The organism is Nocardia sp. SYP-A9097 (assembly GCF_009649815.1).
Lineage (GTDB): Bacteria > Actinomycetota > Actinomycetes > Mycobacteriales > Mycobacteriaceae > Nocardia.
In genome coordinates this window covers 302,495-319,951 of sequence record NZ_WJIC01000005.1, presented here as the reverse complement: position 1 = coordinate 319,951, position 17,457 = coordinate 302,495, and the positions used below count along the sequence as shown (strand labels likewise).

Sequence of the window (17,457 nt, the reverse complement as noted above, 5' to 3'; positions counted from 1 at the left end):
GCGCGTCACGGCGCGGCAGTCGCGGATGCGCCGCGTGTGCGATCGAGATTGCAGGTGATGAACACCGAGTAGACCGGATCGGAATTGCCCAAACAGTACAGCTCCCCGAGTGGCAGCTGAGTCACCCAGTCGTCCGCACCGGCGCCGGTCGGGATGCAGGCGGTCAATTCCTGATATCCGCCACCATACGGTGTGGGCGGCAACAGATTCGGAAAGGTCTGCGCGATATAGGCGTACCCCGCCCAGTACGCCGGATCGATGGTTCCGGACACGGGCCGCACCGCGGCGGCCGGACCGACCGGCGACGCACCCGGCAGCAATTCCCGCACGGCCACGACCCCGGCGGCGACCAGCAGCAGCAAGACCAACACCACCGCAAATCTTTTCAGGCCGCGCGATCGCCCCACCTGCGCACCGAGCTCGCCCGACGCTGCCGCGCGCGCCGCGGTCGCCAGCTCTTCACAACTGTCGTATCTATCCTCCGGGCGCTTGGCCATCGCCCGTGCCACCACCGCGTCGAAACCCACCGGCACCGCGGGATTCAGGTCCGATGGGCTGGGCGGGTCCTCATGCATGTGCGCGTACATGACCGAACCGGGAGCGTCCCGGACGAACGGCAGCTCCCCGGTCAACATCTGAAAGAGCGTGCAGCCCAGCGCATAGACGTCCGAGCGTCGATCGATCGGCTCATCGTCGAATTGTTCCGCCCGTCCTGCTCACCGCGATCGTGCACCGTGACCAGATTCGGATGCCGTACTCGCGCAGCGACTTCCCGCCTCCCTCAGGAAGCCCGATACCGCGCGCCGCTGGACCGCTCCGCCGACAACACCTTGAGCGCATCATGACGCGGTAGTCGCGGATGCCGCGCGAGATAGACCGTCCCCATACCGCCGGACCCCAACCGGCGTTCGATCCGGTACCCCGCGAAAACGGTACCCGCAGCAATGTCCACCGGGTCACCTCCCGCGGCCGGCCCACCACCCGCCACCTCGATCGGACTGTGCGGCAAGGGTTCTGAACGGACTATAACAGGCACCCGCGCGGTGACGCGCCCGTCGCGGCACCGGCCCTGACCCGGAGTGCGGGCTGGTCAGGCGACCGCGAGTACCTCGTCGCGGGCGAGCAGGTCGGCATAGAAACCATTGCGCGCCAGCAGTTCCGCATGCGTGCCGCGTTCGACGACCACGCCGTGATCGAGGACCACGATCTGATCGGCATTGCGGATGGTGGACAGGCGGTGCGCGATGGTGATGGTGGTGCGGCCTTCGGAGAGTGCGTCGATGGCGGCTTGCACCTCGCGCTCGGTGCGGGTGTCGAGTGCGCTGGTGGCCTCGTCGAGGACCAGGATCGGGGGATTGCGGAGGATGGCGCGGGCCACCGCGAGGCGCTGCTTCTCGCCACCGGAGAAGCGGTAGCCGCGTTCGCCGACCTTGGTGTCGTAGCCGTCGGGAAGTCCGGCGATGTGTTCATGGATCTGCGCGGCGCGGGCGGCGGCGTACAGTTCCTCGTCTGTGGCATCGGGTTTGGCGAAGCGCAGGTTCTCCGCGACCGAGGCGTGGAACAGGTAGGTCTCCTGGGAGACCACGCCGACGGTGGCGGAGAGATCGGCGAAACTCAAGTCCCGCACATCGATTCCGTCGACGGTGATGCTGCCCGAGCTCGCATCGTAGAGCCGGGCGGCCAGATAGCCGAGAGTCGTCTTGCCCGAACCGGTTTCCCCGACAATGGCCAGACTCGTGCCGGCGGGAACGCCGATATCGATGTCGTGCAGCACATTCCGGTCGGCGGGGTCGTAGGCGAAGCCGACCTGGTCGAACCGCACCGCACCGGTCACACCCTTGATGGGCAATGCCACCGGCTGCTCGGGTTCCGCGATATCCGGTCGCAGATCCAGGTATTCGAAGATCCGGGTGAACAGCGCCAGCGAACTCTGCACCTCGACACCGGTCGAGAGCAGCATGACAGCGGGGCGCAGCAAACCGGCCTGCAAGGTTGTGAACGCGACCAGCGTGCCGATGGAGACCAGCGGATGCCCTGCGGCAACGGTCAATCCGGCCGCCCAGTAGACGACGGCGGGCATGGCCGCCATCACAATGGTGATGGTCGACTGCCGCCAGCGACCGGCCATGCTGGAGCGAATCTCCAAGTCCACCAGGCCACGTGATTCGCGCGAGAAGTCATCGACCAGCGCGGGCGAGCGACCCATGGTGCGCCCCAACAGAATCCCGCTCACCGAGAGCGACTCCTCGACAATCGCGGACATACCGGCGAGCTGCTTCTGCCGCTGTCCGGTGATACGGCGGCGCTCGGAACCCACTCGGCGCGAGATCCATACGAAGAACGGCAGCATGAGCAGCGACACCATGGTCAGCCGCCAGTCCAGCGCGATCATGGCGATCACCGCCGCGAGCACCGAGGTGAAGTTGGAGATCAGCGAGGTCGCGGTGGAGGTGACCGTGGACTGCATACCGCCGATGTCATTGGCAATGCGCGACTGCACCTCTCCGGTGCGCGTCGCGGTGAAGAAGGCGAGCGGCATGGACTGCAACCGCGCGTAGACCGCGGTCCGCAGATCATGCATGACCTCCTGCCCGACCGCGGTCGACAGATAGGTCTGCAAGACACCGAATACCGCGGTGAGCGCCGAGACCGCGATCATGCCGATCGCGAGCAGGGTCAGCAGCCCGGTGCGACCGTTCGGCAGCGCGGTATCGATAACTCCGCGCACCATGAACGGTGAGGCCAGCCCCACGATGGAGGACAAGGCGACCAGCGCACCCACGAGGGCGAGCCGGGAACGATAGGGGTGGAACAGCCGGAGTATCCGGCGCAGTTCGGATCGGGCAGCCATAGGCGCCTCCTTCCATGAAGAATCGCTCCCAATAACTGAGCTAGACTCACAATTATTCCATACAACAGTGAGCTATGCTCAGCAATATGGAGAAGGCATCCGACGGCGACCTGCCCGACCTGTATCTACGCACCGCCAAACGCATTCGGCACGCCCAGATGGCAAACCTCGCGCCACTGGGCCTGACCCCCGCCCAGGCCCGCGCGCTGCGCACCCTGGACCGTACGGGCGAGTCACTGCGCATGTCCGATCTCGCCGAACGACTCGGCATCGTGCCGCGCTCGGCCACCACCGTCGTGGATGCCCTCGAGTCCGCCGGACTGCTCACCCGCGCCCCCGACCCGGCCAACCGCCGCGCCATTCTCGTCACCCTCACCGACGCGGGGCGCGCCCTGCTCGCCCGGATGGCCGACGCCCGAGTCCAGGCCGCGCGCGAACTGTTCTCGAACCTCTCCCCCGAACGCCGCGAGACCCTGCGCGAGATCCTCGCCGAACTCGACGCGACACCGCGCCGAGGCTGATCACACACGAAAGGGCCGCGATCTCGAAGGAGATTGCGGCCCTGACGTTCTCCGGCTTACAGGTACTGGCCGGTATTCGACTCGGTGTCGATGGCACGGCTGGCGGAGGCGTTCTTGCCCGTCACCAGGGTGCGGATGTAGACGATGCGCTCACCCTTCTTGCCCGAGATCCGAGCCCAGTCATCGGGATTCGTGGTGTTGGGCAGATCCTCGTTCTCAGCGAACTCGTCCACGATGGAGTCGAAGAGATGCTGAATACGCAGACCCGGATTGCCCGACTCGAGCACCGACTTGATGGCGTACTTCTTGGAGCGGTCCACGATGTTCTGAATCATGGCGCCGGAGTTGAAGTCCTTGAAGTACAGGACCTCCTTGTCACCATTGGCGTAGGTGACCTCCAGGAAGCGGTTGTCCTCGCTCTCGGCGTACATCCGATCCACGACCCGCTCGATCATCGCCTTCACACACTTGGTGCGCTCACCGTTGAATTCGGCGAGATCATCCGCGTGCAGCGGCAGCGTATCGGTCAGGTACTTGGAGAAGATGTCCTGTGCCGCTTCGGCATCCGGGCGCTCGATCTTGATCTTCACGTCCAGGCGGCCGGGCCGCAGGATGGCCGGGTCGATCATGTCCTCGCGGTTGGAGGCACCGATGACAATGACGTTCTCCAGGCCCTCGACGCCGTCGATCTCCGAAAGCAGCTGCGGCACAACGGTTGTCTCGACATCGGACGAAACACCCGAACCTCGGGTGCGGAAGATCGAGTCCATCTCGTCGAAGAACACGATCACCGGAGTGCCCTCAGAGGCCTTCTCACGAGCCCGCTGGAAGATGATCCGAATATGACGCTCGGTCTCACCGACGAACTTGTTGAGCAGCTCCGGACCCTTGATGTTCAGGAAGAACGACTTGGCTTCCTTGGCATCCTCACCGCGCGCCTCGGCGATCTTCTTGGCGAGCGAATTGGCAACGGCCTTGGCGATCAACGTCTTACCGCAACCGGGGGGACCGTAGAGCAGCACACCCTTGGGCGGCCGCAGCGCGTACTCGCGGAACAGATCCTTGTGCAGGAAGGGCAGTTCCACCGCATCGCGGATCTGCTCGATCTGACGTGAGAGGCCACCGATGTCGTGGTAATCGACGTCGGGGACTTCCTCCAGCACGAGGTCCTCGACCTCCGCCTTGGGAATCCGTTCGAAGGCGAAGCCGGCCTTGGTATCGACCAGCAGCGAATCACCCGGGCGCAGTTTGCGAATGGGTCGATCCGGATCCTCCATATCGTCCACATCGACGAGCGCGGAGAGCGGGCCGGAGAGCCACACCACTCGCTCCTCGTCGGCATGGCCGACCACCAGAGCTCGACGGCCGTCGTCGAGAATTTCGCGCAGCGTGCCGATTTCGCCGATTTGATCGAATCGACCAGCCTCGACCACGGTCAATGCCTCATTGAGACGTATGGTCTGACCGTAGATGAGAGTGGCGGTGTCGATATTCGGCGAGCACGTCAGGCGCATCTTGCGTCCTGAGGTGAACACGTCGACCGTCTGATCCTCATATACGCCAAGCAGGACGCCGTAGCCGCTCGGTGGCTGACCGAGCCGATCCACTTCCTCGCGTAGCGCGACAAGCTGCTGGCGCGCTTCCTTGAGAGTGTCCATGAGTTTGGTGTTGCGAATCGTCAGCGAATCTACGCGCGCTTCCAATTCCCGTGAGCGATCCGGCGAGTCGGCGAGTTGCCTCCGGAGTGCAGCCGCCTCGGCTCGTACCGCCTCGAGTTCCCTCCAGGCCGCCGAATCCGAATTTTCGATGGGGCTCATAATGCTGCTCCTCCCAGTCCCGGTCTATCAACGCTACCGGGCGATACCCGTTCTCGCTTTCCGACATGGTTTCGTCGTGATCACATCTAGGCTGCGGCCGGCGGATCGGACGAACATGTTAGCCTGCCCTAACATATTTCCGGCGAGTTAATCGCCGGCCGATCCGAAAGGGTGCCGTTGATGCTCCTTCCCACCAGTCGAACTTCTGGTATGCGCAACGCCACGCGGACGCTTCGTGTTTCCGTGGCTACCGTTGCGGCGGCCTTGGCCGTTACCGCCACTCTGGCTGGCTGCGGCTCGGATGACAAGAACTCGACCGAGACGACGGCCTCCACTTCGGCCGGTGTGACCGCCGCGGCCGTCGCGCCCGCACCGACCGCCGAGCAGCTCCAGGGCGTATTGACCGCGTTCGCCGATCCGGCCAAACCTGCTGCGGACAAGGCGCAATTGGTGATCGATGGGGAGAAGCGGATCGCGCTCATCGAGACCATGAACCAGGGGCTCGCGCATTACTCGGTGTCGTTCACCGTGGGTGAGATCAAGACCGATGGCGACAAGGCCGAGGCCAAGGTTGCGGTGGTCTCCCCGCACGGCACCATGCCTGATGTGCCGATGTCGTTCCAGTACGTCGACGGCACCTGGAAGCTCGCCGACTCCGGCGCGTGCACGATCCTCGGTATGGCGCGCGCCGCCTGCCAGCCGTAATACCCACTCCGATCGCACGAAAGGCTTTTCCGCTCATGCTCGCTCGCTCCGCCCGCATCTCCCTGGCCGCGCTCGGCGCGACCATCGCCCTCACCTCGGGCACCGGACTCGCCTACGCCGACGCGCCCGCGCCGTCGCCGGAGGAGTTGCAGTCCACCCTCGACCGGTTCGTCGATCCCACCGTCCCGACCGGCGACAAGCAGCAACTCATGGTCAGCGGTGACCGCCGCGCGAGCAATATCAACACCATGACCTCGAAGCTCGGCAATTACGGCAAGGTCGGCTTCGCCGTCTCGAATATCCAGGTCGACGGCGACAATGCCAATGCCTCGGTCGCCATCGTCTCCCCGCACGGCACCATGCCGGGCGTGCCGATGTCGTGGCAGCACACCGCCGGGGGCTGGCAGCTCTCGGAGAACACCGGCTGCACCATCCTGTCGATGGGCCGCGCGCCCTGCTGATCGGCTGATCGGCAACGACTGAAAACGCGAATGTGCCCCCTTTCCAATGGAAAAGGGGGCACATTGCGTTGAACAGGCTGCGAGGCAGGGCAATTCAGCGGGTCGCAGGAACGGCCGCACGCGGTTCAGCGGGACGGGCCGGACCTCGCTTCCGATGGCAGAGTGAGCAATTCGGCACGCCGTGCAAGTTTCAGCCCTCGGAAGCGAAGTTCGCGTCCTAGCCCTTACCGGCGCGGCGCTGCGGCTTGGGGGCGACGACACCGTTGGCGAGGCGGCGGGCACTCACCAGGAAGGCGGTGTGGCCCTGCATGCGATGCTCGGGGCGCACGGCCAGGCCGACCACATGCCAGCCGCGGACCATGGATTCCCAGGCGCGCGGTTCGGTCCAGCACTCCATGCGGCGCAGGTGCTCGACGACCTCGGACATCTGGGTGGTGGTGGCGACGTAGACCATGAGCACGCCGCCGGGGACGAGCGCCTTGGAGACCGCTTCCAGGGTGTCCCACGGCTTGAGCATGTCCAGGATGACCCGGTCGACCTGTTCGCCGTCGTATTCCGCGAGATCGCCGAGGGTCAGTTCCCAGTTGTCGGGGCGCTCGCCGAAGAACCGCTCCACATTTCGCACCGCGTGCTCGGCGTGATCCTCGCGGATCTCCCAGGAGAAGACCTTGCCCTCCGGGCCGACCGCGCGCAGCAGCGAGCAGGTGAGCGCGCCCGAACCCGCACCGGCCTCGAGGACCTTGGCACCGGGGAAGATGTCACCCTCGTGCACGATCTGCGCGGCATCCTTGGGGTAGATGACCGCCGCACCGCGCGGCATGGAGAGCACGTAATCGGTCAGCAGCGGCCGCAGCGCCAGATAGGCGGTGTTCTTGGCGGAGGTCACCACGCTGCCCTCGTCCGCACCGATCAGATCGTCGTGTGCGATCTCGCCCGCGTGGGTGTGGAAGCTGCCACCCTCCGCGAGGATCACGGTGAACTTGCGCCCCTTGGCGTCGGTCAGCTGTACCCGGTCGCCGATCTGGAATGGCCCGGTCGGTCTGGCCGTCATGAATCTCCGTTCTGGTTCGACTCCGGCGCGCGCCGAAAGTCGCTGCGATATTGCTGCGTGGATCAGGTTCGCACCTTGTCGGTGCCTGCGTTTAGCCTGCCAGGTATGTCGGTACCCGCGATCACTACCCCGGACTCCGCGGGCGCTACGCCGCGTAGGCTCGCACTCTCGCCTTCGCGCGCAATGGATTTCAAACAGTGCCCGCTGAAGTATCGACTACGCGCCATCGACCGGATTCCGGAGGCTCCCTCGCGCGTGGCGGTGCGCGGGACACTGGTGCACGCCGTGCTGGAGGCGCTCTTCGGCCTGCCCGCGTTCGAACGCGATCTCGCGCACGCGGGTGATCTGATCGCTCCCGCGTGGACGCGTCTGCTGGAGTCCCGGCCCGAAGCTGTCGACCTGATTGCCGAAGATGAACTCGCAGGCTTCCTGGCCGAGGCGTACAACCTCGTCGAGGTGTACTTCCGCCTCGAGGACCCCACCGCCTTCGAACCCCAATCCCTCGAGGCATTCGTGGAGACCGAACTCCCCGACGGCACTCCCCTGCGCGGTTTCGTAGACCGCATAGACACCTCATCCGACGGATCACTGCACGTAATCGACTACAAAACCGGCCGCTCCCCCAGCCCCGAACGCGAAACCCGAGCCCTCTTCCAACTCAAGTTCTACGCCCTGGTCCTCATGCGCACCCTGGGCGCGGCCCCCGCCGAACTCCGCCTCATGTACCTCGCCGACGAACAGGTCCTGAGCTACGAGCCCGATGCCGAAGAGTTGCTACGCTTCGAACGCATAGTCTCCGCCCTCTGGCTGGCCATCGAATCCGCCGCCAAGACAGGCGATTTCCCACCCAGCAAATCCTGGCTCTGCCAATACTGCGAATTCAAACCCCTCTGCCCCGAATTCGGCGGCACCCCACCCCCCTACCCCGCCACCGCCGAAGACACCATCACCCTCGCCACCGAGACAGCCGACTGACCTGCACATCGATCAAACGCACGGGCGCCCGCTGCAAAGTCGCAGCGGGCGCACGTGTTTCGCGTATTCGAGGGTCAGAAAGCGCGGCAGGAGCGGATGTCGGTGGCGAGGATGGCTTTTGCGCCGAGGTCGGCGAGTTTGTCCATGAGCTCGTTGCCGTTCTTGCGCGGGACCAGGGCTCGCACGGCGACCCATTCCGGATCGGTGAGAGGGGAGACCGTGGGGGATTCCAGGCCGGGGGTGATCTCGACTGCGGCTTCGAGGAGGGACCTGGGGCAGTCGTAGTCGAGCATCAGGTAATGCTGGGCGAAGACGACGCCCTGGATGCGGGCGACCAGCTGGTTGCGGGCCTTGTTCTTCCGGTCGGCACCCTTGGCCTCGATGAGGACGCCCTCGGAGTCGACGAGGGATTCACCGAAGGCCACCAGGTTGTGCTGGCGCAGGGTGCGGCCGGAGCCGACCACATCGGCGATGGCGTCGGCGACACCGAGCTGGATGGAGATCTCGACCGCGCCGTCGAGGCGGATGACCTCGGCTTCGATACCGCGCGCCTTGAGGTCGGTGAGGACCAGGTTCGGGTACGAGGTGGCGATGCGCTTGTCGTAGAGGTCCTCGACCTTCCATTCGCGGCCGGCGGGAGCGGCGTAGCGGAAGGTGGAGCCACCGAAGCCGAGGGCCAGGCGTTCCTGTACGGGCGCACCGGAATCCAGTGCGAGGTCGCGGCCGGTGATGCCGAGGTCGAGCTCACCGGAGCCGACATAGATGGCAATGTCCTTGGGGCGCAGGAAGAAGAACTCGACCTGGTTGACCGGATCCAGCACGGTCAGGTCGCGGGAATCCTTGCGGCCGCGGTATCCGGCCTCGCCGAGGATGGCAACGGCCATCTCCGACAGCGAGCCCTTATTTGGGACGGCGACGCGAAGCATAAATGTTCCTTTCGGGACGGGTGGGGGGACGTGAGGACAGTGGACGCGGGGTCATCGGCCGCACGGGCTGTGCGGTGAAACGGCGCATCACAGATGTCGGTACACGTCTTCGAGCCGCAGACCGCGGCCCACCATCAGCACCTGAACCCAATAGAGCAGCTGGGAGATCTCCTCCGACAGCGACTCGTCACTTTCATGCTCGGCGGCCAGCCATACTTCGCCGGCCTCCTCCAACACCTTCTTGCCCTGTGCATGTACACCGGCGTCCAAGGCGGCGACGGTTCCTGACCCTTCGGGTCGGTTGACAGCACGATCCTGTAGCTCGGCGAACAGGGCTTCGAAAGACTTCACGGTGAGCCATTCTCGCAGACCGCAGCGCACACGCTGCAAAGCGCCCGGTCCGGGCGGTGCGCCCGCGCGATCACACGCGGGCGCGATCCCCGCCTAAGGGCTCGAATCCCAGGTCAGGCCATGGCAAATCGCAGCAGGGCCTGCATATCGCCCTGCTTCACTTTGCCTTTGCGATCGAGGACCTCGAGCTGCCAGGCCGGGCCACTACGGAAGGCGCGGGCGATGGCATTGGCATTGTCGGCACCGAGCAGCGACGGCCAGATGTCGGCCACCTGCTGGGTGTTGCCGCCCGTCGCGTCGTAGATCTTGAACGAGACATTGTTGGCCTTCTCGAAGCTGCTGCCCTTCTTGAAGGCGGCCGCGACGAAGATGATCCCGTCGATGGCGGGCGGGACATTGGCGAAGGTGACGTGCACGGTCTCGTCGTCGCCGGAGGCCGCGCCGGTCTGCTCATCGCCGGTGTGCTGCACCGAGCCATTGCCGAAGGGGTCCAGGGAGTCCAGCCCGGCGAAGCGCACGGGTTCGCTGCCCTGCATGAGTACTGCGATCAGATCCAGGTCGACGCCCTTCTTGCGCCGAGCGATACCGAGAATTCCACCACTGCTGCCGGCCGACGGATCCCAGCTCACCCCGACACTCATCTTGGTGATGCCGCCGAGATCCGCTGCGCCGTCTTCTTTCTTGAGCGTAATCACGATTGTTACGTTACCGACAAATCGAACAGCAGTGGTGGGCTCGTTGGATCATCCCGCCAGCAGGTTCTCCAATTCGGCTGCGGCCGTTCGCAGTTGCCCGGCGAAGTCGTGCATCTGCTGCGCAACGGATTTGGGGGTGGCCAGGTAGAGGTTCCAGCGATCCGGCAGCAGCACATACGCGATGCCGATACAGGTGGGGCTGGTGGAGCCGAACCCGAAGTACTGGATATTCACCGACGGGGCGGAGCTGGTGCTCAGGTAGTCGTCGCGGGCGATCTTCCAGCCGGGGCTGTCGTAGAACGCCATCGGCGCTGTGGCACCGAGCTTGTCGCCGCGACGGCCCTGGATCATCTGCAGTTCCCACAGATGCTGTTCGGGCGCCTCACCGCGCTGGCACTCCTGGGCGCGCTGCACATGCGCGGTGGCGGCGGTGCGTACGGCCGCACGTTTGTGGTCGTCGTTCGCGGCCGGATTCTCCATGGCGGCAATGAATTCCAGGATCTCCGGGGTCACCACCCGCATGGCCTCGGTGCGGCCATTACGGAATTGCCTGGTCGCGATGGATTCGTAGGTGGCTCCGGTGATCCCCTTGGTGCGCCGGTGCGCGAGCTGATAGCTCAACTGCGCGAACGCATCCGGCGAGATGCCCAGGGTCTTGATATGCGCGGTGCCGAAGTCGAAGGACACCGTACTGGTGGCATTGTCCAGCTCGTACTGGGCGAAAGCCGCTGCCGCCGCGGCGGTTTCGGACTTCTGCGCGTCATCGAAGACGAATTCGACGGCCTCGGTGGCGGGCAATCCCTGCGGCTGCGCCCCCGACTGCTCGGCATGCGCGGCGACCGGGCTCTCCAACAGCGTATCGACGAAGGACAGGATGGTGGTGCCGTCCAGCCCGCAATGCTCGATATTGATGCCCGCCTGCCCGTCGGCGAAGACGATGAACGACACCGCCTTGTCGAACCAGCGATTCCCGCTGTCCCCGTGCAGGAGTTGATCACAGGCGTGCAGGGTGTCGCGCGGGGTGAAGTCCTCCAGGCAGACGCAGAACAGCGCGGTCTCGATGCTGTCGAAGGCGGCGGCATTGGTCGGGCGCAACTGCGTGTACAGCGGAGCCCAGTCCTTGCGCGCCAAGGTGGTCAGATGTCCGGCCGAGGCATTGACGGGCGCACGCCGCGCTCCGGCCTTCATGACCGATGCCAGCCCGGCGGCCAAGTCCTCGGGCGTGTACGGGACACCGTTCGGCCCGATCACATCCATGCGGAACATGTTGCCGCGGTACAGGACAGCGATATGCCGAGCCTGCGAGGGTCCCGGCCATTCGTCGGTGTACGGCACCCGCACGGTGTCCTGCGGAGCGCCGGGAATACGCGTCTCGGAGAACAGGAACTTGTTCTGCGCCATATTGAGTCGCTGCCCGCGCTGGGTGGCCGGCGGAATCTCCTCGGCGTCCAGCAGCAGCTTGTAGTTCACCGCGGCGCTCACCAGCGCCGCCGCCCGCTCCGCCTGCCCGGCGGCGGTGGAGGCCGCCAGCACCGTGTCATCGCGGAACAGGAAGAAGAAGTTGGCGTTCAACGCGATTCGGTCCCGTCGGCCGAGGTAGCGCGAGGGCCAGAATTCGTCCAGCCAGCTGCCGACACCCGGTTCCGCGTCGAACCGCTGCAAATCCGCGTGCAGGGTGCGGGCCGGGCTGTCGGGGCGCAGCAGATCCGCGACGGTGGCCGCGGTGGCGGCGTATTCGTCACCGGTGAGCAGCGGCGCGCACCAGTGCAGGAAGCGAGTGCAACTCTCCTCCAGGGCCGGGAGCGGCACCCGCGGCAGCTGGTCGTCGTGGGCGAAGGTCCGTTCGCTCAATGCAGGTCCTCGTGGTCGATGGATAGGTTCGGGGACGGGCGGGACAGGTAGAGCTGGGCGTACAGCCAGCCTTCGGATTCGAAGCCTTGCGTGTCGATACCGTTGGCGGCCAGTGCATTACACACCTGCGCCTGCTCCTCCGGCGAGGCGAAGCGGCGCTGCCGGAAAGCGCCGGGCGCGCGTTCGGTGCGATAACCGAGTGCGGCCAGGTGCGCGGCAATGGGTTCGAACGAGAACATACGCAGCACGAAATGCGCCATCCAGGGCAGCTTTCCACCGTGCGCGCGGGCCACCCGCAGCAGGGTGCGCTCGGTGACATAGCCGACGCAGCCGGTGGAGATGACCAGGTCCGCGGTGGCGAGGGTGCGGCGTTGCGCCTCGGTGGGGTCGGCGGATTCGAGGTCGGCGTGCACGGTGGCGTGCAGCAGGCCCGCGGTGCGCGCGTAATCCAGGGCGGGACTGGAGGCGTCCATACCGATGAACCGGACGCCGGGCAGGGTGTCCTCGGCGGTGAGCCGGGCCCGGTCGCGGGCCACCAGATCGGGCACATCGGGTTCGGCGTAACTCTCGAACAGGTCGGACATGGTGGTGTCCAGGCGCAACAGCGTCGCGTTCACGCCGTAGGAGCAGCCGATATCGAGCACGGTCGGCCCGGCGATACCGGTGGCGGCGCGATACTCGGCGAGCAACTCTTCGAAGTGCGGTTTGGCCAGTTCCGGTATCCGATAATCCAATTCGGACATGCGGGCGTAGTAGGCACGCGGATCGGGTCTGTCATAGATATCGTCGAAAGACGCTTTCCCGGTGCTGTGCAGCACGGTGCTACGGAACGAGGCTGGCACGTGCAGGTCCTCTTCTCAGTCGAGCAGACGGTCGCCGCGGACAGCATCGGCCGCGAGGTGATCGGGCAGTACCCGCCCGAATAATTGCCGGGTGCGTTCGGCGGTGCCGATGACGCCCGGGGTGTCGCTGTAGGCGAAGATCGCCGAATGCCGCTGCACGGTGCCGCCGACGGGCGCGACGCGGTGCAGGGAGAAGCGACCCTGGAACAGTTGCAGGTCACCGGGGCGTAGTTCGAGCCGCCGGATGAGATGTTCGCCGTGGCCGGTGAGTACCGCGCGCACATTGTCGAGGTGCTCGGCGGTGCGGGAGCGAATATTGGGGCAGTATTCGAAGACGCCGCCGGCCTCGGGCTCCTGGGTGAGCATGCTGACGGTGAACTCATTGGTATCGAAGTGCCACGGATGCGACATGCCGGGGGCCACCACATTGAGGCACAGCCCGGCGAGTGGATCGGTGTATTCGTGCAGGCCGTCCAGGCCGAAGCAGTCGGCGATGAAGCGCTGGAATCGGGTATCGGTGTAGAGCCGGTGGATGAGTGCCTCGCGGGGGATCAAATCCCTTGCGACGAAGGCGTTTCCGCGGCGCAGCACAATGCGGCCGGGATGGTCCGGCGGCAGGTCGGAGTCCAGCGGAATGTTGTACGCGTTGACGTTCTCGACCGTGTAGTAGGCGTGCGGTGCGAGTGCCCCGCCCTCGCCGCGCACGGTCTCGGCCCGCTCGGGCCGGATGAAGCCGCGTAGCACCGTGCAGCCGTCGGCGGCCAGTTCGGCGCGCGCGGATGCCACCGCGGCTTGCCAGCCCGCACCATCGGGCCGGTCGAGCGGATAGCGGGCGGTGTCCACACCGGGGACAGCCGTCTCCGCCGGAGCGGTCCGCACCACCCCGGGACCGTCCGTATCGCACACGTCTGCCCCACCCCCTGTCGCAACCATGCCGATCATTCTGGTCGGCAAACTGTCCGACACGCCCGAGATACGCAGGGATTGTGGATATTCACTATTCCTGTGCACCAATAGATTTCATGCGCCACGCCGGATTCCCGGCGGGCTGCGGGCTGCGTCGCGTCGCACCGCCCGAGACGATCCGAAACACCGACTGGCCGAATGCTCGGCGATAGCTCAGGATATCGGGTATGTCCTTTGTCAATGGTTCGGTGTCGTATTGGTTCCGTGAGCTCGCCCCCGTCGACCCCGGAGCGCCACTCCCCGGGCACACCCAGGCGGACGTGTGCATTATCGGAGCTGGATACACCGGACTGTGGACGGCGTACTACCTCAAGAAGGCGCAACCGGACCTGCGAATCGTCATCCTGGAGAAGGAGTTCGCGGGATATGGGGCGTCGGGACGCAATGGCGGCTGGGTTGTCGGAGAAATAGCGGGATCCGCCGAGGTGTACGCCCGCACCCATGGCCGCGAGGCCGCGGTGCGACTCCAGCGCACCATGTTCGACACGGTCGAGGAGATCGTGAACGTCACCGCGGCCGAGGGAATCGACGCCGATGTGGTCAAGAACGGGCAACTCACTGTGGCGCGCAACAGCGCCCAGCAGACACGACTCGGCGACACCCTGGCGCACGCGCGCGAATGGGGTTGGGGCGAAGACGATCTCATGACCGTCGGGACCGACGAGCGAATCCACATCGCCGGTGCCACCGGCGCGCTCTGGACACCGCACTGCGCACGCGTGCAGCCCGCGAAACTCGCACGCGGACTTGCCGATACGGTGCGCGCACTCGGAGTGCGAATCTACGAGAACACCACCGTGGAATCGGTACGCCCGCGCACCGAATCCAGCTCAGCCGCGGCGATCACCGCGCAGGGTACCGTCACCGCCGACTACGTGATCCGCGCGACCGAGGGCTTCACCGCCACCTTCGGATCCACCCATCGCGACTGGCTGCCCATGAACAGCTCCATGATCGTCACCGATCCGCTGCCCGAATCGGTCTGGGAGCAGATCGGCTGGCAGCAATCCGAACTGCTCGGCGATATGGCGCACTACTACATGTACGCGCAACGCACCGCGGACGGTCGCATCGCCTTCGGCGGGCGCGGCAAGCCGTACCGCTACGGCAGCCGCATCGACGACGGCGGGCACACCCAGCAGTGGACCGTCGACGTGCTGCGCGCCATGCTCGCCGACTTCTTCCCCGCTGCCGCGGAGGTCCCACTCGCGCACGCCTGGTCCGGAGTACTCGCGGTCCCCCGCGACTGGTGCTCCAGCGTGGCCCTGGACCACACCACCGGTCTCGGCTTCGCGGGCGGTTACACCGGGCACGGCGTAGCCACCACCAACCTGGCCGGTCGCACCCTGCGTGACCTGCTACTTCGCCGGGACACCGAACTCACCTCGCTGCCGTGGGTGAATTGGCGAGTGCGCCGCTGGGAGCCGGAGCCGCTGCGCTGGATCGGCGTCCAGCTCATGTACAGCCTCTACCGCGCCGCCGACCACCGCGAAACCCGCTTGGGCCACACGTCGCGAATCGCCAAGATGGCCAACGTGATCTCAGGTCGCTGACACTCCTCCCTGCCCGTAGTAAAGGCACTACGGGCAGGGCCGTACATCCCGGACTGTTGCGGGCGTTGGATTCGCCACGCCGCCTCACATGCTTTGATGCGCATATTTCCATTGACATAATCCACAATCGACGACACATAGCGGCGGCACATCTGCGAGCACGATTCAGCTTGCACACCAACGGATTTCGCGCTGTTTGACAGTCCCCTCAAACCGGGTACACCGGTATTGAGAGGACTGCGTCATGGACACCAACCGATCCTGGGACACCATCACCTCCGCCCTGAACCGGGTTTCCGGGCCGGGCAGGCGCGGCGCGGACTGGACCACCTACCTGTGCCCGGTCCACGAATCCGATGGTCGCCACCACCATCCGTCGCTCGGTGTGGTCTACAACCGCTCGCGCGGACGGACCGTGGTGCGGTGCTTCGCGGGTTGTTCGGATGAGGAGGTACTCGAGCGTCTCGGTCTGCGGGTGCGCGATCTTTTCGACAATCCGCAGGCCCAGCACTCGGCCCGCCGCCAATCCCCTACTGCGGAACCGGCATTGGCCGATCAGGCACTACAGGCCGCGGGCCTGCCCCTGGAGGTGCACCGCCGTGATCTCGGCCCGCGCCTGCCCGGCCCGCGGCGCAGGACGACCTACCTCTACCGCTGGCCGAACGGTCATCCGGCAGGCTGCGTCATTCGCGTCGATACCGCCCACTGCTATGGGCACGCGAAATCCTTCACCCAATTGCGGCGCACCGAGAAGGGCTGGGAGCCAGGTGGTTTCGCACACCTACCCTTCCACCTCCCCGAGGTCCTGGAAGCGGTCCGTACCGGCCGGGACATCTTCATCTGCGAAGGCGAAGCCGATGTAGCGACCGCCACGCACGCCGGCCTGACCGCCACCTGCAATGCCGGTGGCGCACAAGGCTGGTACCCCGAGCACGCCGAATGGCTGACCGGCGCCCACCGAGTCTGGATCATCGCCGACCGCGACGCCCCCGGCTACCGCCACGCCGCCAAGGTAGCCCAATCCCTCACCACCCTCGTCGACGAACTCCACATAGTCCAAGCCCGCGACGGCAAAGACCTCACCGACCACTGCAACGCCGGCCACCACATCCCCGACCTGGACCCGGTCCCCCTCCTGAACGCCCACTTCCGCGATCCCGGAACAACACCCCACATCCCGGAATGACCCCACCACCGCCCCAATCCCCCACCCGCGCAACCGATCACCGAGACCTGACGGCGGCATCCCCCGAGTAGCGACCGCCACCAGGTCCCACTCACGGGAGCACCAAGATCACCAGGCACTGGCCGGGGTGGTTACTCGCCCGATGCCACGGTCAGTGCCTGGTGATCGACTGACCAGCCGGGGTGGAGGGCAATCCGCATGGCCACCAAGGTCATCAGGAACTGGTGGTCACGTTTCGTGGGCACGGGCCGCCACCATTTCCTGGTGATCAACCGCTCAGGTCGGCGAATCCAGTTGGGCTATCAGGGCTTTGGGGGCGACCATGCGATACGCGTCTTCGACTATTTCGGTGATTTCGGCCCAGTCGACGGGGACATCCAGGTACACGCCGAGCCAGCCGCGGTGGCCCACATATGGCGGGCGGAAGAAGCGGTCCGGTTCCGCGGCGACCAACTCCTCCTGCACGCCGGGCGGGGCGGCGCACCAGAAGCCGAGGCGGTCGTCATGGTGGTGGTCCGCGAACATGACGAAGGTCTTCTTACCGCGCACGAACCAAGTCGGCTCGCCGTGGCTGAGGCGTTCGGTTACTTCGGGTAGGGCGGTGCAGAGGGTACGCAGGGATTCGACGGGTTCACCCATGATCGAAGGCTAACCGGTTCCGTCGGGCGTCAGCTTGTACGAATGGGAAGCGTGCCCAACCACGGCC

At 65.7% G+C, this 17,457-nt stretch carries 18 protein-coding genes; 6 read left to right on the top strand and 12 right to left on the bottom strand.

Features of this window, described 5'->3' with window-relative positions; translation table 11 throughout:
* Positions 1-5 precede the first annotated feature (5 nt).
* From GFY24_RS13895 to GFY24_RS13885, 3 genes are all read right to left on the bottom strand, one after another.
* Positions 6-635, bottom strand: coding sequence for a hypothetical protein (locus GFY24_RS13895; RefSeq protein ID WP_153805429.1), 630 nt, complete (start codon positions 633-635; stop codon positions 6-8).
* 146 nt (positions 636-781) lie between these two features.
* Entirely contained in the window at positions 782-952 is a 171-nt protein-coding gene (locus GFY24_RS13890) for a hypothetical protein (protein ID WP_153805428.1), read from the bottom strand.
* A gap of 138 nt (positions 953-1,090) precedes the next feature.
* Complete coding sequence (locus GFY24_RS13885; protein ID WP_153805427.1) at positions 1,091-2,851, bottom strand: ABC transporter ATP-binding protein; 1,761 nt, start codon at positions 2,849-2,851, stop codon at positions 1,091-1,093.
* Positions 2,852-2,937: 86 nt separating this feature from the next.
* Between GFY24_RS13885 and GFY24_RS13880 the strand changes: the two genes are divergently transcribed.
* Positions 2,938-3,372 carry a MarR family winged helix-turn-helix transcriptional regulator gene (locus GFY24_RS13880; protein ID WP_228566276.1) on the top strand — a complete coding sequence of 145 codons (435 nt, stop codon included), beginning with the start codon at positions 2,938-2,940 and terminating at the stop codon, positions 3,370-3,372.
* A gap of 56 nt (positions 3,373-3,428) precedes the next feature.
* Here GFY24_RS13880 and arc read toward each other — a convergent pair whose 3' ends face one another.
* Positions 3,429-5,189 carry a proteasome ATPase gene (gene arc / locus GFY24_RS13875; protein WP_153805425.1) on the bottom strand — a complete coding sequence of 587 codons (1,761 nt, stop codon included), beginning with the start codon at positions 5,187-5,189 and terminating at the stop codon, positions 3,429-3,431.
* Between the two features lie 243 nt (positions 5,190-5,432).
* Between arc and GFY24_RS13870 the strand changes: the two genes are divergently transcribed.
* Both GFY24_RS13870 and GFY24_RS13865 read left to right on the top strand, forming a co-directional pair.
* Entirely contained in the window at positions 5,433-5,894 is a 462-nt protein-coding gene (locus GFY24_RS13870) for a hypothetical protein (RefSeq protein ID WP_309230826.1), read from the top strand.
* 35 nt (positions 5,895-5,929) lie between these two features.
* Positions 5,930-6,355, top strand: a complete 426-nt coding sequence (locus tag GFY24_RS13865) for a hypothetical protein (RefSeq protein WP_153805423.1) — start codon at positions 5,930-5,932, stop codon at positions 6,353-6,355.
* 217 nt (positions 6,356-6,572) lie between these two features.
* Here the strand turns inward: GFY24_RS13865 and GFY24_RS13860 are convergent, their stop codons facing one another.
* The gene (locus GFY24_RS13860) at positions 6,573-7,406 is read right to left on the bottom strand and encodes a tRNA (adenine-N1)-methyltransferase (protein WP_153805422.1); all 834 of its coding nucleotides are present in this window, start codon (positions 7,404-7,406) and stop codon (positions 6,573-6,575) included.
* Between the two features lie 105 nt (positions 7,407-7,511).
* On the opposite strand from GFY24_RS13860, the gene GFY24_RS13855 reads away from it, so the two are divergent.
* Positions 7,512-8,381: a RecB family exonuclease gene (locus tag GFY24_RS13855; protein ID WP_153805421.1), complete on the top strand. Its 870-nt coding sequence runs from the start codon at positions 7,512-7,514 to the stop codon at positions 8,379-8,381.
* A gap of 74 nt (positions 8,382-8,455) precedes the next feature.
* Here GFY24_RS13855 and hisG read toward each other — a convergent pair whose 3' ends face one another.
* The 6 genes from hisG to GFY24_RS13825 form a co-directional block, all read right to left on the bottom strand.
* Positions 8,456-9,307 carry an ATP phosphoribosyltransferase gene (gene hisG / locus GFY24_RS13850; RefSeq protein WP_153805420.1) on the bottom strand — a complete coding sequence of 284 codons (852 nt, stop codon included), beginning with the start codon at positions 9,305-9,307 and terminating at the stop codon, positions 8,456-8,458.
* A gap of 87 nt (positions 9,308-9,394) precedes the next feature.
* Positions 9,395-9,658, bottom strand: coding sequence for a phosphoribosyl-ATP diphosphatase (locus tag GFY24_RS13845; RefSeq protein WP_309230825.1), 264 nt, complete (start codon positions 9,656-9,658; stop codon positions 9,395-9,397).
* A gap of 113 nt (positions 9,659-9,771) precedes the next feature.
* The gene (locus tag GFY24_RS13840) at positions 9,772-10,353 is read right to left on the bottom strand and encodes a TerD family protein (protein WP_309230824.1); all 582 of its coding nucleotides are present in this window, start codon (positions 10,351-10,353) and stop codon (positions 9,772-9,774) included.
* Between the two features lie 48 nt (positions 10,354-10,401).
* Positions 10,402-12,204 (bottom strand): choline/carnitine O-acyltransferase, encoded by a 1,803-nt coding sequence (locus tag GFY24_RS13835; protein ID WP_153805419.1) that lies wholly within the window; start codon positions 12,202-12,204, stop codon positions 10,402-10,404.
* On the bottom strand, positions 12,201-13,046 hold the full coding sequence (locus GFY24_RS13830; RefSeq protein ID WP_309230823.1) for a class I SAM-dependent methyltransferase: 846 nt from the start codon (positions 13,044-13,046) through the stop codon (positions 12,201-12,203). The genes GFY24_RS13835 and GFY24_RS13830 overlap by 4 nt, the downstream gene beginning before the upstream one ends.
* A gap of 15 nt (positions 13,047-13,061) precedes the next feature.
* Positions 13,062-13,979, bottom strand: a complete 918-nt coding sequence (locus GFY24_RS13825) for an arpA protein (protein ID WP_228566275.1) — start codon at positions 13,977-13,979, stop codon at positions 13,062-13,064.
* 200 nt (positions 13,980-14,179) lie between these two features.
* Between GFY24_RS13825 and GFY24_RS13820 the strand changes: the two genes are divergently transcribed.
* Together GFY24_RS13820 and GFY24_RS13815 are read left to right on the top strand one after the other, a co-directional pair.
* Positions 14,180-15,565, top strand: coding sequence for an FAD-binding oxidoreductase (locus GFY24_RS13820; protein WP_153805418.1), 1,386 nt, complete (start codon positions 14,180-14,182; stop codon positions 15,563-15,565).
* A 244-nt stretch (positions 15,566-15,809) separates the two neighbouring features.
* A complete protein-coding gene (locus tag GFY24_RS13815) occupies positions 15,810-16,751 on the top strand; it encodes a toprim domain-containing protein (protein WP_153805417.1) in 942 nt (313 codons plus the stop codon).
* Between the two features lie 276 nt (positions 16,752-17,027).
* Here the strand turns inward: GFY24_RS13815 and GFY24_RS13810 are convergent, their stop codons facing one another.
* Complete coding sequence (locus GFY24_RS13810) at positions 17,028-17,390, bottom strand: MmcQ/YjbR family DNA-binding protein (protein ID WP_153805416.1); 363 nt, start codon at positions 17,388-17,390, stop codon at positions 17,028-17,030.
* Between the last annotated feature and the right edge of the window lie 67 nt (positions 17,391-17,457).

Bases quoted from the DNA above. Each gene is read 5' to 3' on its own strand.
- GFY24_RS13865 (WP_153805423.1), top strand. From the start codon at position 5,930: ATGCTCGCTCGCTCCGCCCGCATCTCCCTGGCCGCGCTCGGCGCGACC.
- GFY24_RS13860 (WP_153805422.1), bottom strand. From the start codon at position 7,406: ATGACGGCCAGACCGACCGGGCCATTCCAGATCGGCGACCGGGTACAG.
- GFY24_RS13810 (WP_153805416.1), bottom strand. From the start codon at position 17,390: ATGGGTGAACCCGTCGAATCCCTGCGTACCCTCTGCACCGCCCTACCC.
- GFY24_RS13895 (WP_153805429.1), bottom strand. From the start codon at position 635: ATGTTGACCGGGGAGCTGCCGTTCGTCCGGGACGCTCCCGGTTCGGTC.
- GFY24_RS13880 (WP_228566276.1), top strand. From the start codon at position 2,938: ATGGAGAAGGCATCCGACGGCGACCTGCCCGACCTGTATCTACGCACC.
- GFY24_RS13855 (WP_153805421.1), top strand. From the start codon at position 7,512: ATGTCGGTACCCGCGATCACTACCCCGGACTCCGCGGGCGCTACGCCG.
- GFY24_RS13885 (WP_153805427.1), bottom strand. From the start codon at position 2,851: ATGGCTGCCCGATCCGAACTGCGCCGGATACTCCGGCTGTTCCACCCC.
- GFY24_RS13825 (WP_228566275.1), bottom strand. From the start codon at position 13,979: ATGGTTGCGACAGGGGGTGGGGCAGACGTGTGCGATACGGACGGTCCC.
- hisG (WP_153805420.1), bottom strand. From the start codon at position 9,307: ATGCTTCGCGTCGCCGTCCCAAATAAGGGCTCGCTGTCGGAGATGGCC.
- GFY24_RS13820 (WP_153805418.1), top strand. From the start codon at position 14,180: ATGTCCTTTGTCAATGGTTCGGTGTCGTATTGGTTCCGTGAGCTCGCC.
- GFY24_RS13815 (WP_153805417.1), top strand. From the start codon at position 15,810: ATGGACACCAACCGATCCTGGGACACCATCACCTCCGCCCTGAACCGG.
- arc (WP_153805425.1), bottom strand. From the start codon at position 5,189: ATGAGCCCCATCGAAAATTCGGATTCGGCGGCCTGGAGGGAACTCGAG.